This is a genomic window from Thalassovita sp. (assembly GCF_034670005.1).
GTDB lineage: Bacteria > Pseudomonadota > Alphaproteobacteria > Rhodobacterales > Rhodobacteraceae > Thalassobius.
Genome location: NZ_JAXMOH010000001.1, coordinates 235,078 through 251,003 on the forward strand (window position 1 = coordinate 235,078; position 15,926 = coordinate 251,003).

Sequence of the window (15,926 nt, forward strand, 5' to 3'; positions counted from 1 at the left end):
ATAACTATTAATTTCTGGACAGTCCAGCCAAATATCGACCCGCAACCGGCCAATCCGTCCGGTGTCGGATCGGGGCCGCCCACCCGGCCCGGTTCCATAAAAAAAACCCGGCACAAGGCCGGGTTTTTTCGTTTTTTTATCAATGCCTGCCTAGATCAGCCAAACATCCGCAGCAGGAACAGCGTAATCCCCGGGAATGCCACCAGCAACACCACCCGCACCACGTCAGAGGCGACGAAATACATCACGGCCTTGTAAGTTTCGACCATCGGGGTCATCCGGTCCATCGAATTGATCACGAACAGGTTCATCCCCACCGGTGGCGTGATCAAGCCAACCTCGACCACGATCAGAACGATGATACCGAACCAGATCGCGGTTTCTTCCAATGTCAGTCCGAAATCCAGCGTCGAAATGATCGGGAAAAAGATCGGGATCGTCAGCAGGATCATCGACAGACTATCCATCACACAGCCAAAGACCAGGTAGAGTGACAAGATGATCGCCAGGATGATCCATGGGCTGTAGCCCAGCTCGGACACATAGGTCGACAGCTCCTGCGGCACCTGGCTCAACGCCAGGAAGCCGTTATAGAACCCGGCCCCCAGCACGATGAAGAAAATCATCGCCGATGCCCGCGCCGTCGCCATGAAGCTTTCGATCAGCGTCACCTTGGTCAGCCCGCCATTCGTCAGCGCGATAAGCCCGGTGCCCGCAGCGCCAACAGCCGCGCCTTCGGTCGGGGTGAATATCCCCATATAGATGCCGCCGACAACGGTGATAAACACCAGAAGGACCGGCCAGACATCGGCCAGAGCTTTGAACCGCTCCAGCATCGGCATCGGTTCACGCACGCCTGCCGCATTCGGGTGGATACGGACATAGATCGAGATCGTGATCATATAGCCGATCGCAGCCAACAGCCCCGGTACAAAGGCCGCTAGGAACAGCTTGGCGATATTCTGTTCGGTCAGGATCGCATAGATCACCAGGATCACCGAGGGCGGGATCAGAATGCCCAGCGTCCCGCCCGCCGCCAGCGTCGCGGTGGAAAACCCACCCGAATAACCGTAGCGGCGCAATTCCGGCAGCGCCACCTGGCTCATCGTGGCCGCAGTGGCCAGAGACGACCCGCAGATCGATCCGAACCCGGCGCAGGCGCCGACAGCCGCCATCGCGACCCCGCCACGGCGATGCCCGAGGAAGCTTTCAGCGGCCTTGAACAGCGCTTGGCTCATCCCGCCCAACGTAGCGAAATGACCCATCAGCAGGAACATCGGCACAATCGACAGCGAATAGCTGGAAAAGGTCGAATAGGTTTCGGTTTTCAGCTTCGCCAGCGCAATATTCGGGCTGCCGGTCAGGTAATACAACCCGCCCAGGCCGACCAGGAACATCGCCAGACCGATTGGAATCCGCAGGAAGATCAGGATCAGAAGGACTGGAAAGGACGACAGTCCGATTTCAAAGTGGCTCAATGGTCAGCCCCCCCACTCACTTGCACGATGGTTTCATTGCGGAAAAACTCCGCAGACCGGACCACGGCCATGTAAACCGTGACAATGGCCGACACGACACTGCCAACCAGACTGATCGCATAGGCCCACCAGATCGGGAACTGCAACAAAAAGGTGGTTTCGCCATATCTCATCTTCGACATGGTGCCGTCATACAGTTTCCAACTGATCAGGATCAGCGTCAGCGCGAACAGGATTTCACCGATCATCAGGATGAATCGGTTGACCCGAACCGGCAGGGCCGAGGTAAAGATATCGACCGACGCGTGTCCGCCGGTGATTTGGCACCACGGAATGAAGGCAAAGATCGAAAAGGCGATCCCAGCCTCGACCAGTTCAAAATCGCCCGAAATCGGCCCTACGCCGGTGTCGAGCAACGTTTTGGTCAGCCCGCCCAGGATCGTTTCAGCGAAATTGCTGTGCAGGATGGTATTTAGTGTCCGGCCAAGCACAGACAGGCAAGTCAGAACGATCAGAAAGGTCAGCACCAGGCCGCCCAACATCGCCATCCCCCGCGCGAGGTTGTTCATAAAACGTTGCATAGGTTTCCTCTTCTCCCGTAAGAGGGTCAGTTGATAGCCGCCGCGAAGAAATCGCGGCGGCTTTTCTGTCTGTAACCGACTTTTGCGTTACATGCTGTCTTTTTTAATCAGCGCCTTCGCCTGATCAAGCAAAGCCTGACCATCAAAGCCCTTGCCGTTCATCTCTTCAACCCAATCGGTTTCCTGAGAGGCAGCAGCGTCTTTCCATGCCTGGATCTGATCTGCGCTCAACTCGATGATGTTGTTACCAAGGCTTTTGGCCAGCTCATAGGACGGCTCGTCTGCCGCCTGCATGGTCTTGCCCGCCCATGCGGAAACGTCGGCACCCGAATTGTTGTCGATCACGGCCTTCAGATCATCGGGCAGCGACTCGTACTTTTCCTTGTTCATCGCAAAGATGAAAGCAGTGGTGTACAGCGACGCACCGGGGAAGGTGGTGTGATTGTGGACCAGTTCCGGCACCTTCAGCGCGCCGGTGACTTCCCACGGGATCACGGTCGCGTCGATCACACCTTTCGACAAGGCTTCGGGTACGGCCGGAACCGGCATACCAACCGGGGTGGCTCCCATTTCCGAAAACATCTTGTTGGTCACGCGGGTCGGGGCACGCAGCTTGACGCCGTTCAGGTCGGTCGGGCTCAGGATCGGCTCTTTCGAATGGATCAGGCCCGGACCATGCACCCACAGCGCGATCGGATGGAACGGCGCATAGTCCTTATCCATCATGTTCGCTTCGGCATATTCCCAATAGGCACGGCTGGTGGCCTCGGCATCGGACATCATGAACGGCAGTTCGAACACTTCTGCCTGCGGGAACCGGCCCGGGGTGTATCCGGCAACGGTCCAGACGATATCGGCGATGCCGTCCTCCAGTTGACCGATCAGTTCCGGTGGCTTACCGCCCAGCGACATCGACGCATAATGCTCGACCGCGATACGACCGTTCGATTCCTCTTCGATCTTCTTGGCCCAGACATCCAGAATGTCGCGCGGCACATTGGCTTGCGGCGGCAGGAACTGGTGCATGGTCAGGGTGACTTCGGCAGCGTATGCCGTCACCGTCGTACCGGCGATGATCGCGGCCGCCGCAGCGGTGCGCAATGCGGTTTTCAGAATATTCATGGTATTCTCTCCCTTGATGACGCCCCCCCGGCAAAACCGTTGCAGTGGGTGGCAGGTAAAAAACTATGTCCAACGCGACCCAAGACGTTCGCCTTTGCTAACCGCGTTTCGCTTTCCTTGGATCAGGCTTCGAAATCCGGCTGTTTCGCCGGATGCGCCTGCGCGAATGCTGGCAGCGCCGCGCAATTCGCATTGATTTCATTGATCCGCTTCAGCCCACTGATATCGACGCCGAACCGCTGCGCCGAAAACACCTGTGGCACGAGACAGATATCGGCCAGCCCGGGCGTATCACCGAAACAGAACCGGCTGTCGCCACCGCGTTTGTTCAATATCTCTTCGCAAGCCAACAGCCCGTCGCCCAGCCAGCGCGACAACCACTTGCTGACCGCGTCTTCGTCCAGACCCAGCTCACCGCGCAGGTATTGCAGCACCCGCAGGTTTTGCAATGGATGGATTTCACAGGCGATCACTTGCGAAAACGCCCGCACCTGCGCCCGTAGTTCCTTGTCCGCAGGCAATAACGGGGTTTCGGCATATGTTTCGTCCAGCCACTCGATGATCGCAAGAGACTGATAAAGCTCTTGGCCGTCATCGGTGATCAGCGCTGGCACCAACATTTGCGGATTGACCGCAGCATAGGCCGGTGCCTTCTGCTGCCCCGACTTCAGATGCACGCTTTGGAAATCATACTCCAGCCCCTTCAAGTTGAAGGCGATACGGCATCGATATGCCGAAGAGGATCGGAAATACCCTAAAAACTGCATGATCAGCCGCAAAGCCCGTTGCTTGCGACCCGATATGACTGGGCACCAAATATCTGCATCCGATCGTCCCCTCCCAAAAGACTGGCTGACTTCAAAGTCGTCGATATGTATTCATATCATTATGAAATATGTCAATTTGATTTATTGAGACCTTCGATTAGTTTTAGGCATAAGGCATGGCGCAGAATCAATTAGTGTTCGACCAGCCTGCGCCACCAAAGGGGGGAAAAGAATGAAATTTCACGTGATGGTCGGCCATCTTTTCCGACGGACACATCAGATCGCTTCGGCCGTGTTCTTCGAAGAAATGAACAAACAAGGCCTTGATATCACTCCGTTTCAATTCGCCGCCCTCTCGGCGGTTCAACTTAATCCCGGTGCCGATCAGGCCTCGGTCGCGGCCTGGACCGCATGCGACCGCGCCACGCTTGGCGGTGTGGTCGATCGTTTGGTTGAAAAAGGCTATATTACACGCACGGTATCCGAGAAGGACCGCCGTTCCCGGGTTCTGAACCTGACCGAATCAGGCGCGGCGGTGCTGGCAGAGGCCCAGCTCACCGTCGACCGCATCCAGAACCGGCTCACCAGCACGATGACCCCGGAGGAATCCGAAACCCTGACGCATCTGTTGCAAAAAGTGCTCGAAGTCCCGCGCTAGGCAGCCTCAGCCCCCTGCGTCCCACAACAAAAAGGGCCGGTCGTCTGGACCGGCCCTTTGTCATTTTTCGCTCAAACGAATGGATCAGTTCAGCGCCTTGTCGGTGATCGCATGGGTCCATGCGCCTTCCGGTTTCTTGCTGATAACCGGGTCCGATCCGCCCGACAGCAGCGACTGCACGGTGCGTTCGTAATCGGCAACATCCAGCGCCCCGTTCGACCCTGCGGTCAGCTTGGCGACTTCGCGCATCATGCGGATCTGGTGTTCCTCGGTCTGGGCCCCCGACGCATCGTTGTCCAGCACGATCATCGCCGCATCTTCGGGGTTCTCTTCGGCCCATTTCCAGCCCTTCATCGACGCCCGCACAAACCGCGCCATCTTGTCGACAAAGGCCGGGTCGCTCAGGTTGTCTTCCAGCACATACATGCCGTCTTCCAGCGTCGCCACGCCCTGATCTTCGTATTTGAACACGGTCAGCTCTTCCGGCTTCAGACCGGCGTCGATGATCTGCCAATATTCGTTATAGGTCATGGTCGACACACAGGCCGCCTGGCCCTGCAGGATCGGATCGACGTTGAAGCCCTGCTTCAGAACCGTAACGCCGTCGGGGCCGCCCGCGGTGGAATAGCCCAGCTTGTTCATCCAGCTCAGGAACGGGTATTCGTTGCCAAAGAACCAGACGCCCAGCGTCTTGCCCTTGAAATCTTCCGGGGTCTCAACGCCGGCATCCTTGCGACAGGTCAGCATCATGCCCGAGCTCTTAAAAGGCTGCGCAATATTGACCAGCGGCAGACCCTTTTCACGGCTGGCCAGAGCCGACGGCATCCAGTCCAGAACCACGTCGGCACCACCGCCCGCGATCACCTGCGCCGGGGCAATATCCGGCCCGCCCGGCTTGATGGTCACGTTCAGGTCCTCATCCTTGTAGAACCCTTTGTCCAGCGCCACGTAGTACCCGGCGAACTGCGCCTGGGTCACCCATTTCAACTGCAGGGTCACGTCGTCCGCGGCCTGGGCCATCCCGGCCCAGAGACCAAGCGCGGCAACGCCCAAAGTCTTCATCATCGTTTTCATGTCATACTCTCCATTGTTGAACTTTGTCTTTTATTGAACTGAATCTTTACGCTCAGCCTCGTTGCGACGGATGCCAGAAGGTCACTGCCTTCTCCAGCAATGCGACCCCGCCATAAAATGCCGACCCGACAATCGCGGCAACCACGATTTCGGCCCAGACCAGATCCAGCGCCAGTTGCCCGACACTGGTGGAAATCCGGAATCCCATCCCCTTGATGGGGCTCCCGAAAAACTCTGCCACGATGGCACCGATCAGCGCCAGAGTGGTGGCGATTTTCAGCCCGTTGAAAATGAACGGCATCGCCGCCGGCAATCGCAGCTTCAGCAAGGTGTTGCGATACCCCGACGCATAGGTCCGCATCAGGTCGCGCTGCATCTTGTCGGTGGCCTGCAATCCCTCGACCGTATTCACCAGCATCGGGAAAAACACCATCACCACGACCACCGCCGCTTTCGACTGCCAGTCGAAACCGAACCACATGACCAGGATCGGCGCCATGCCGATGATCGGCAGCGCGGCCACGAAATTGCCCACCGGCAGCAACCCGCGCTGAAGGAACGGAAACCGATCAATCACCACCGCCGTCAAAAACGCCGCGCCACAGCCCAGAACATAGCCCGTCACTGCGCCTTTCAGAACCGTTTGCACGAAATCCTGCCACAGGATGCCGGTCGAGGCGGCAAAGCGCACCGCAATCGCTGATGGCGTCGGCAGCAAGACCGGGGAAATGTGGAACCCTCGCACCACGCATTCCCAGATGATCACCAGCGTGACCCCGAAAATAACCGGCACCGCCAGCGATGTGGCGCGCGATTTTGGCAACCGCGCCAGCCAGACATTGGCGCGCCAACCCAGAAGCCAGGCGACAAACCCAAAGATAATCCAGCCCATCACGCCATCCCCATCCGTTTCAGAACCACGCGCTGGATCACTCCGATCAGCGCCACCAGTGCCGCAGCCAGCGCCGCAGCCATGATCAATGCGCTCCATATCTGAATGGTCTGGCCGTAATAACTGCCCGCCAGCAGACGCGCCCCCAAACCGGCAACCGCCCCGGTCGGCAGCTCGCCCACGATCGCCCCAACCAATGAGGCCGCCATCGCCACTTTCAGCGACGCAAACAGGTACGGCATCGACGACGGCAACCGCAGTCGCCAAAATTGCTGCCCGCGTGTCGCGTTCCATGTCTTCATCTGGTCCATCTGCATCGCCCCGGGACTCCGCAGCCCCTTGACCATCCCGACCACCACAGGAAAGAAACTCAAATACATCGAAATCATCGCCTTGGGCAAAAGCCCCGAGATTCCGACCGCATTCAGTACCACGATGATCATCGGCGCAATCGCCAGAATCGGGATGGTCTGGCTGGCAATGACCCAAGGCATCACGCTCATGTCCATCACCCGGTTATAGACGATCCCGACCGCCAGCAGAATGCCAAGGCCCGTGCCCAACAGGAACCCCAGCCCGGTCGCGCTCAGGGTGACCCAGCTGTGATAGATCAGCGACCGTTTGGAAAACCCGCGCCCCTTGGCCACCATCACAACAGTGGTGTTCCAGATTTCCTCGACCACCTGATGCGGCGCGGGCAGTTTCGGTTTATCCTGTGACCATGTATCGGCGACCAGCTCGGAAAACCCCGGCTCGGTTCCGGCCCGCTTGGCCTGATCCTTGGCCCAGGGGATGTTCAACGCCACAGCAGCACCATACCAGATCACGATCAGGGCGATGACGACGGTCAGAATGGGAATGAAAGATTTCTTCATGCGCCGGTCCCCGCCTTCATCGTGTCCGAAACAACCAAACCGGCGCAGTCATTCCGCCCACGTGGCGATCTGTACCGTTTCGCGGTACAAATTGCGTATATTCCGGCAAACTTAATCATCATAAGCATGCCCCGCCCGCAGCCCTTCGCGCACGCGATGGGCGACCTCCAGAAATTCCGGCGTGTCACGGATATCCAAGGGGCGCTCTTTCGGCAGCGGGCTTTCGATCACGTCGGAAATCCGGCCCGGACGCGGGCTCATCACCACGATCTTGGTCGACAGATACACCGCTTCGGGGATCGAATGGGTCACGAAACCGATGGTTTTATTGGTCCGCGCCCACAGTTTCAGCAATTGTTCATTCAGGTGGTCGCGCACGATTTCATCAAGCGCGCCAAAGGGTTCGTCCATCAGCAGGATATCGGCATCGAATGCCAGCGCCCGTGCGATCGAGGCCCGTTGCTGCATCCCGCCCGACAATTGCCAGGGGAATTTCTTTTCGAACCCATCCAGTTCGACCAATTCCAGAACGCGGGCAACTCGCGCATCCATATCAGCCTTGGAATACCCCATGATTTCCAGCGGCAACCGGATATTGCCGCCGATGGTGCGCCATGGATAAAGCCCGGCATGTTGAAAAACATAGCCATAAGCCCTTGATTTACGGGCCTCATTTGCACTTACCCCATTCACGGTGATGCTACCGCCGGTGGGGTGCTCCAGATCGGCCATGCACCGCAGGAACGTCGTCTTGCCGCAACCCGACGGGCCGATGAAACTAACGAATTCACCCTTTTTGATGTCCAGATCGACATCTTTGAGCGCATGAACGGGGCCGTCATTTGTCTGAAAAGTCAGCGACAGAGTCTTCGCGCTGATCACGGTATCGGTCATAGGTCCCTGTGTCTCCGTATAGGTAGCGTTACGCTGCCGGATATTATTGGGAAATCACCCCGGATCTGGTCCGGGGTGTTCCTGTTCTCAGATCCCTGCCGGGATGTTCATCGGATCGCGCTGCACCATTTTCGGGCTGGTCAGTTCTTTCCATTTCGACAACGCGACCGAGGCCGAATTGAAGGCCGGGCGCGGCACGAAACGGCCACGGCCGGGCTGCGGCTGGCTGTTCTGACCCCAGGCCCAGATCACTTCTCCGCGTGACAGCGTATACCGCGCCTGCGCCTTTACATCGAACCCTTCGAACACGTTGTAATCCAACACGGAATGGTGGTTCGAGGCGCTGATCGTCTTGGAAATTTTTGGGTCCCAAACCACGATATCGGCATCGGCGCCCTCAACAATAGCCCCCTTCTTCGGGTAGATGTTGAGGATCTTCGCCACGTTGGTCGAGGTTGCGGCAACGAATTCGTTCGGCGTCAGCCGACCCGTCTCTACACCTTCCGTCCAAAGCACCGCCAAACGTTCTTCCAACCCGTTGGACCCGTTGGGGATCTTGGTGAAATCACTTACGCCCATCCGCTTCTGTTCGGTAGAGAACGCGGCGTGGTCCGTGGCAACAACCTGCAAGGATCCCGACTGCAGACCGGCCCACAGGCTGTCCTGATGGTCCTTGTTGCGGAACGGCGGCGACATTACCCGACGCGCGGCGTGGTCCCAGTCCTTGTTGAAATATTCGCTTTCATCCAGCGTCAGGAACTGGATTAGCGGTTCGCCATAAATCCGCATACCTTTCTGGCGGGCCCGGCGGATCGCCTCATGGGCCTGTTCGCAGGAAACATGCACGATATACAGCGGTGTGCCCGCTGCATCCGCGATGGTGATCGCCCGGTTCGCGGCCTCGCCCTCGAATTCAGGCGGGCGGGAAAAAGCGTGTGCCTCGGGACCGGTCTTGCCTTCGGACAGCAGTTTTTCCTGCATCGCGGCCACCAGGTCGCCATTTTCGGCATGCACCATCGGCAACGCGCCCAGCTCACGACAGCGCTTGAACGAGGCGAACATCTCGTCATCTTCGACCATCAGCGCGCCCTTGTAGGCCATGAAATGCTTGAACGAATTCACGCCCATATCCACGGCGTCTTTCATTTCGTTGAAAACCGTTTCGTTCCAACCGGTGATCGCCATATGATAGCCCACGTCGGAACATATCTGAGGCGCCGATTTGCGGTGCCACTCGTTGATCGCATTCTTGATCGAGCCGTCTTCACCCGGCAGGCAGAAATCCACCACCATCGTGGTGCCGCCCACGGCCGCCGCCCAAGTACCGCTCTCGAAGGTTTCTGCCGCAGTGGTGCCCATGAAGGGCATTTCCAGATGGGTATGCGGATCAATCCCCCCGGGGATCACATAGGCACCCTCGGCATCGATATATTCGTCGCCTTTCAGATCCTCTCCGATTTGCTTGATCGTCTCGCCTTCGATCAGAACGTCGGCTTTCCAGGTCCGGTCGGCGGTGCAAACGGTGCCACCCTTGATCACTTTGGTCGTCATAAATCTCTCCCCTTTATCCTACCGATGAAAACACTGCGATGGCCGGGCCATGCACGCCGATATCCACCGGACCAAACATTGATTCCACCGCCAGCGAAAACAGCGCCGCCTGCGGCAGGTAGATGACGCGGTAAGCGCCGTTGCTGCGGGTCACGCTCCAGCAGGCCAGAACCTGCCCGCCGCTGAACAAAACCTCGGTTTCTACCGGCTCGATCAGCGCCGCCTTGAAGTCTTCCAGCGTACGCAGTGCGACCAGATCGGCATGTGTCGAAGAACGGGTTTCCGCGGGCTTGGTATGAGCCCGATGATATTCCCGCATTTCCTGAGCGATCAGCCGCTTGATCAGGTCCGGTCCGGTTTCGATTTCTTCGATCACCATTGCGGCCCCCTTTACCGAAGTCCCGTTCGACAATACCCGAGCCGTCGCTCTATTCCACAACCTCTGCGGTTTCCAACACGGCATGCAGCAGCACATCCGTCCCCGCCGTCGCCCATTCCTTGGAAATGTCTTCCGCTTCGTTATGGCTCAGCCCGTCAACACACGGACACATGATCATCGCGGTGGGCGCGACATCGTTGATCCAGCAGGCGTCATGCCCCGCCCCCGACACGATATCCATATGGCTATAGCCCAGCCGTTCCGCCGCCTCGCGCACAGCGTTGACGCAATTCTCATCAAAGGCGGGAGGATTGAACTGGCCAGAGATTTTCCAGTCCAGAGATACCCCGATCTCTTCGCAAAGCTTCGGCGCCTTTTCTTCGAATTCCGCCATCATCGCATCAATGACATCCATCAGGTGCGACCGGAAATCGATGGTGAACACAACCTTGCCCGGAATGATATTTCGGCTGTTGGGATAGACATCGATATGACCGATGGCCCCAACGGCATTGGGCTGATGTTTCATCGCGATTTCGTGCACCAGTTCGGTGATCAGCGCCAGACCACGACCGGCATTCTTGCGCATCGGCATCGGCGTCGATCCGGTATGGCTTTCCTTGCCGGTGACCGTGCATTCGATCCAGCGCAGCCCCTGACCATGGGTCACCACGCCAATATCCTTGCCTTCCGCTTCGAGAATCGGACCCTGTTCGATATGCAGCTCGAACATCGCATGCATCTTGCGCGCGCCAACCTCTTCCGTGCCGACCCAGCCGATCCGCTTCAGCTCGTCGCCGAATGTCTTGCCCTCGGCATCAACCCGGTCATAGGCCCAGTCCATTTCGTGCTTGCCGGCGAACACACCCGACGCCAGCATCGCCGGGGCAAACCGGGTGCCTTCTTCGTTGGTCCAGTTTGTCAGCACGACCGGATGCTTTGTCTTTAGGCCCAGATCGTTCATCGTGCGGATCGCTTCCAACCCGCCCAGCACGCCCAAAACGCCATCGTATTTCCCGCCCGTCGGCTGGGTATCCAGATGCGATCCCATATAGACCGGCAAAGCCTCGGGATCCGTGCCGGGGCGGGTGGCGAACATGTTGCCCATCTTGTCGACGCCCATGGTACAGCCCGCCGCTTCACACCATTTCTGAAACAAAGCGCGGCCTTCGGCATCTTCATCGGTTAGCGTCTGGCGGTTGTTGCCGCCCGCCACGCCCGGTCCGATCTTTGCCATTTCCATCAGGCTGTCCCACAAACGGTCGCCATTGATTTTCAGATTATCGCCATGCACGGCCATTGGAAATCTCCCTTTCTGAACGGGTCTCTGTCGGGCCCTTGAACACTTGCCTCACACGGATCCTGACCGTATGGTCAAGATCACGACACCACAACCTGACCATTCGGTCAAGAAATTTTATCGGACAGATTTCGGCATGGCAGCCCAACCGCGCACAAACAGCAAAAAAGAACGCCGCCAGGAAAGCGAAAAGCTCATTTTATCAGCAGCGGAAAAAGTCTTTTCCGAGGCGGGGTTTGGTGGTGCCACAATGCAGCTGATCGCCGATATGGCCGGGCTGCCCAAGGCCAACCTGCATTACTACTTTCCAACCAAGGAAGCGCTCTATCGGCAGGTGGTGGAAAACATTTTTCAGATCTGGTTACAGGCGGCCGATGTATTTGACGAAGCCGATGGCCCGGCCGAGGGAATCGGTGCCTATATCGACGCCAAGATGGAAATCAGCCGGCGCCATCCGGCCGGGTCCAAGGTCTGGGCCTCCGAGGTGATGCACCGCGCGCCGGTGATCCAGGACTATCTGGAAACCACGCTGCTGCAATGGACCGCAGGTCGCGCCGCCATCATCAATCGCTGGATCAGCGAAGGCCGGATGGACCCGATCAATCCCGATCATTTGCTCTATATGCTCTGGGCCACCACCCAGCATTACGCAGATTTTGGCCATCAGATCGAAACCCTTAACGGTGGCCAGCCGCTCAGCGACACACAATGGGAAGTGGCAAAAGAAAACGTCAAACGCATCATTCTGAAAGGAATTGGCGTGGTTGCGTAAGGCGATTCTGGACCATTTGGTAAAGCTGGTCTAGGGTCTTTGGCCAACCTACCGGAGTGCCGAATGAACGACGCCACGAAACCCGAAAAGAAACCAAGCCGCATTCAGTTGCGCAATCGTAAGCGTATCCTGGATGCCGCTCTCGAGGTATTTTCCCAACATGGGTATCGCGGTGCAACACTCGATCAGATCGCAGACGCGTCGGGCCTGTCGAAACCGAATATCCTGTACTATTTTGACGGCAAGGAAGCGATCCATGTCACGCTTCTCAATACATTGATGGAAAACTGGCTGGACCCGCTGGCGAAAATGTCGCCCGACGGTGACCCTTTGGAAGAAATCCTCGCCTATATCCATCGCAAGCTTCAGATGAGTCGTGAATTCCCCCGCGAGAGCCGGCTATTCGCCAACGAGATTCTCCAAGGGGCCCCACGGATGAAACCGCATCTGGAAACTGGTCTGAAAACGCTATTCGATGAAAAGACGGCGTTGATCCAGCGCTGGATGGACCAGGGCAAACTGGCCCCTTCCGACCCCCGCCATCTGCTGTTTTCGATCTGGGCCACCACCCAGCATTATGCCGATTTCGAAGAACAGGTTTCGATCCTGACAGACCGGGAAACCGATCCGGTAGGCGGGGCGGAACAATTCCTCGACAATATGTTCCGCAAACTTCTAACCCCGCAGCAGTCCTAACTTGATCGCCCCTTCGGGCCGCACAGGTTCGTCCTTCGGGCGATCGGGGGCGCTGCCCCCCGCCGGGATATTTTCACTAAGAAAGGGATAAAGACCATCCTGGTCTTCTTCCTTTCTCAAATATCCCCGCTGGAGGCCTCCCGAGGGAAAATGCCAAAGGCATTTTCCTGAGATATAGGGCGCGCCCGAAACGGGCGCACAATCTTATTCAGCCGCGCAGGTGTTGCCCGGGTTGTTCGGGTGTTCCAGCCAGTTGCCGTAATCTTCCGACACCACCTCGCCGGTGCGTTCGTCCACCTGACCCGGTGCGACACGTTCCATGGTGATGCAGCCTTCGACCGGACAGACATTGACGCAGAGATTGCAGGCGACGCATTCCTCGTCCTTCACCGAGAAGACCCGATCTTCGGACATGGCGATGGCCTGATGGCTGGTGTCTTCGCAGGCCGCATAGCAACGGCCGCATTTGATACAGGCATCTTCGTCGATCTTGGCCTTGGTGACGTAATTCAGGTTCAGATATTGCCAGTCGGTGACATTCGGCACCGCGCGACCAACCAGATCGGCCGTTGACTCAAAGCCCTTGCGATCCATGTAGTCCGAAAGCCCCGAAATCATTTCCTGTACAACTTTGAACCCATATGTCATCGCTGCGGTGCAGACCTGAACATTGCCTGCCCCCAGCGCCATGAATTCCGCGGCGTCGCGCCAAGTGGTCACACCGCCGATGCCGGACATCGGCAGGCCCTGTGTTTCGGCATTCCGTGCGATTTCGGCCACCATGTTCAGCGCGATCGGTTTCACCGCCGGACCGCAATAACCGCCATGGGTGCCTTTGCCGTCGATCGTTGGTTCGGGCGCGAAATCGTCCAGATCAACTGATGTGATCGAATTGATCGTGTTGATCAGGCTGACCGCATCCGCCCCGCCACGCTTGGCCGCTTCGGCCGGTTTGCGGATGTCCGAAATATTCGGGGTCAGCTTTACGATGCAGGGCATACGTGAATGTTTCTTGACCCAGCGCGTCACCATTTCGATGTATTCGGGCACCTGTCCGACGGCCGCGCCCATGCCGCGCTCAGCCATGCCATGCGGACAGCCGAAATTCAGCTCGACCCCATCGGCGCCGGTGTCTTCGATCTGCTTCAGGATCGCTTCCCAACTGTCTTCGTCGCAGGGCACCATCAGTGAAATGATCAGTGCCCGGTCGGGGTAGTCGCGTTTCACCGACTTGATTTCGCGCAGGTTCACCTCCAATGGGCGGTCGGTGATCAGCTCGATATTGTTAAGCCCCAACAGGCGGCGATCAGCCCCCCATACGGCACCGTATCTTGGACCATTGACGTTGACCACTGGCGGCCCTTCGGAGCCCAATGTTTTCCAGACCACGCCGCCCCATCCGGCCTCGAAGGCGCGGCGGACATTGTATTCCTTGTCGGTCGGCGGTGCCGAAGCCAGCCAGAACGGGTTAGGGGATTTGATCCCGATGAAGTCGCTTGCGAGATTGGCCATCTGCTTATCTCCTAATCTTTGGCGGGAAACCCGCCTCAACCCATCAGCTGGGCGTGAATGTCTTCGGCGGCATCGCGGCCTTCGGCCACGGCCGTCACGGTCAGGTCTTCGCCACCCGAGGCGCAATCGCCCCCGGCCCAGACGCCCGACAGGCTGGTACGGCCTGCCCCGGTGACAGCGATTTTACCGCCCTCGGTATCTGGCAATCCGTCACCGCCCAATGTCTGACCGATCGCCTTGAACACCTGATCGGCAGCCAGCCGGAAGGTTTGACCGGTGGGCTTCAGATCGTCATCGGTATATTCGAATTCTATTTCACGCACCGCACCATTGCCGATCACCGCCTTGGGCGACGCGTTGGTGATGATGCGCACGCCCTTGGAGGCCGCGAGGTCCTGTTCAAACGGGCTGGCATTCATCCGGTCACGGCCGCGGCGATAGACCAGACTGACATTCAGTGCGCCTAACAGTTTCGCCTGAACCGCGGCATCCACTGCGGTCATGCCGCCGCCGATCACCACGACATCCCGACCAATTTCTACCGAAGCCACATCGCCCGCTTGGCGCAGGTCGGAAATGAAATCGACCGCATCCAGCACGCCATCCTTGGCTTCACCGTCTACGTTCAGCGCATTGACCCCGGCCAGGCCGATTGCCAGAAAAACAGCGTCAAAATCTGCCTTCAGCCGGTCCAGAACCAAGCCTGCGCCCAGAGATTTTCCGTTTTCCACGGTGATTCCGCCAATTTGAAGCAGCCACTCGACTTCCTTGGCCGCAAACCCGCCGACGGATTTATAACTGGCAATGCCGTATTCGTTCAGGCCGCCCGCTTTGGGCCGGGCGTCGAATATCGTGACCGCATGGCCCTTCATCGCCAACCGGTGGGCACAGGACAGACCCGCAGGCCCAGCCCCGACAACGGCAATCGTTTTGCCAGTTGCTGCGGCGCGTTCGAACGGATGAACGCCTGCGGCCATCAAGGTATCGGTGGCATAGCGTTGCAGATTTCCGATCTCGACCGGCTTGCCTTCGGCTGTTTCACGCACGCACACCTGTTCGCACAGCGTTTCGGTCGGACAGACCCGGGCGCACATGCCGCCCATGATGTTCTGCGACAGAATTGTTTTGGCCGCCGCGTCCGGCGTTCCGGTGGCGATTTGCCGGATAAACAGCGGAATATCGATATCGGTCGGGCAGGCCGTGGCGCAGGGCGCGTCGTGGCAGAAATAGCACCGATCCGCAGCGACAAGCGCTTCGTGATCATCGAGAGGCGGATGCAGGTCTGAAAAATTTTCCGACAACTGATCCGCTGGCAGCCGCCCTGCAATAATGCCTGGCGTCAGCGTATTTGAAGTCATTGTTACCTCCACTGAGC

Annotated in this window: 16 protein-coding genes; 3 read left to right on the forward strand and 13 right to left on the reverse strand. The window is 58.1% G+C overall.

From position 1 onward, the window contains the following. Positions 1-155 precede the first annotated feature (155 nt). From VOI23_RS01325 to maiA, 4 genes are all read right to left on the reverse strand, one after another. A complete protein-coding gene (locus tag VOI23_RS01325) occupies positions 156-1,478 on the reverse strand; it encodes a TRAP transporter large permease (RefSeq protein WP_323780381.1) in 1,323 nt (440 codons plus the stop codon). Next, entirely contained in the window at positions 1,475-2,059 is a 585-nt protein-coding gene (locus VOI23_RS01330) for a TRAP transporter small permease (RefSeq protein WP_323780384.1), read from the reverse strand. The genes VOI23_RS01325 and VOI23_RS01330 overlap by 4 nt, the downstream gene beginning before the upstream one ends. Positions 2,060-2,146: 87 nt before the next feature. Further along, a complete protein-coding gene (locus VOI23_RS01335; protein WP_323780385.1) occupies positions 2,147-3,181 on the reverse strand; it encodes a TRAP transporter substrate-binding protein in 1,035 nt (344 codons plus the stop codon). A gap of 122 nt (positions 3,182-3,303) precedes the next feature. Then, positions 3,304-3,948 (reverse strand): maleylacetoacetate isomerase, encoded by a 645-nt coding sequence (gene maiA / locus VOI23_RS01340; protein ID WP_323781827.1) that lies wholly within the window; start codon positions 3,946-3,948, stop codon positions 3,304-3,306. Positions 3,949-4,180: 232 nt separating this feature from the next. On the opposite strand from maiA, the gene VOI23_RS01345 reads away from it, so the two are divergent. After that, positions 4,181-4,606, forward strand: a complete 426-nt coding sequence (locus tag VOI23_RS01345) for a MarR family winged helix-turn-helix transcriptional regulator (protein ID WP_323780388.1) — start codon at positions 4,181-4,183, stop codon at positions 4,604-4,606. A gap of 84 nt (positions 4,607-4,690) precedes the next feature. Here VOI23_RS01345 and VOI23_RS01350 read toward each other — a convergent pair whose 3' ends face one another. From VOI23_RS01350 to VOI23_RS01380, 7 genes are all read right to left on the reverse strand, one after another. Beyond that, complete coding sequence (locus VOI23_RS01350; RefSeq protein ID WP_323780391.1) at positions 4,691-5,680, reverse strand: ABC transporter substrate-binding protein; 990 nt, start codon at positions 5,678-5,680, stop codon at positions 4,691-4,693. Between the two features lie 52 nt (positions 5,681-5,732). Continuing rightward, positions 5,733-6,572 (reverse strand): ABC transporter permease, encoded by an 840-nt coding sequence (locus tag VOI23_RS01355; RefSeq protein ID WP_323780394.1) that lies wholly within the window; start codon positions 6,570-6,572, stop codon positions 5,733-5,735. After that, positions 6,572-7,447 carry an ABC transporter permease gene (locus VOI23_RS01360; protein WP_323780397.1) on the reverse strand — a complete coding sequence of 292 codons (876 nt, stop codon included), beginning with the start codon at positions 7,445-7,447 and terminating at the stop codon, positions 6,572-6,574. The genes VOI23_RS01355 and VOI23_RS01360 overlap by 1 nt, the downstream gene beginning before the upstream one ends. Before the next feature lie 111 nt (positions 7,448-7,558). Further along, a complete protein-coding gene (locus VOI23_RS01365; RefSeq protein ID WP_323780400.1) occupies positions 7,559-8,341 on the reverse strand; it encodes an ABC transporter ATP-binding protein in 783 nt (260 codons plus the stop codon). 87 nt (positions 8,342-8,428) lie between these two features. Beyond that, positions 8,429-9,892: a dihydropyrimidinase gene (hydA, locus tag VOI23_RS01370; protein WP_323780403.1), complete on the reverse strand. Its 1,464-nt coding sequence runs from the start codon at positions 9,890-9,892 to the stop codon at positions 8,429-8,431. 13 nt (positions 9,893-9,905) lie between these two features. Further along, positions 9,906-10,271, reverse strand: coding sequence for a hypothetical protein (locus VOI23_RS01375; protein ID WP_323780406.1), 366 nt, complete (start codon positions 10,269-10,271; stop codon positions 9,906-9,908). 49 nt (positions 10,272-10,320) lie between these two features. Next, the gene (locus VOI23_RS01380; RefSeq protein WP_323780409.1) at positions 10,321-11,571 is read right to left on the reverse strand and encodes a Zn-dependent hydrolase; all 1,251 of its coding nucleotides are present in this window, start codon (positions 11,569-11,571) and stop codon (positions 10,321-10,323) included. A gap of 136 nt (positions 11,572-11,707) precedes the next feature. Between VOI23_RS01380 and VOI23_RS01385 the strand changes: the two genes are divergently transcribed. Both VOI23_RS01385 and VOI23_RS01390 read left to right on the forward strand, forming a co-directional pair. Next, complete coding sequence (locus VOI23_RS01385; protein WP_323780412.1) at positions 11,708-12,343, forward strand: TetR/AcrR family transcriptional regulator; 636 nt, start codon at positions 11,708-11,710, stop codon at positions 12,341-12,343. Positions 12,344-12,406: 63 nt separating this feature from the next. Next, positions 12,407-13,039, forward strand: coding sequence for a TetR family transcriptional regulator C-terminal domain-containing protein (locus VOI23_RS01390; protein ID WP_323780416.1), 633 nt, complete (start codon positions 12,407-12,409; stop codon positions 13,037-13,039). A gap of 204 nt (positions 13,040-13,243) precedes the next feature. Here VOI23_RS01390 and preA read toward each other — a convergent pair whose 3' ends face one another. After that, positions 13,244-14,551, reverse strand: coding sequence for an NAD-dependent dihydropyrimidine dehydrogenase subunit PreA (gene preA / locus VOI23_RS01395; protein WP_323780419.1), 1,308 nt, complete (start codon positions 14,549-14,551; stop codon positions 13,244-13,246). Between the two features lie 35 nt (positions 14,552-14,586). Continuing rightward, on the reverse strand, positions 14,587-15,909 hold the full coding sequence (locus VOI23_RS01400) for an NAD(P)-dependent oxidoreductase (RefSeq protein WP_323780422.1): 1,323 nt from the start codon (positions 15,907-15,909) through the stop codon (positions 14,587-14,589). Between the last annotated feature and the right edge of the window lie 17 nt (positions 15,910-15,926).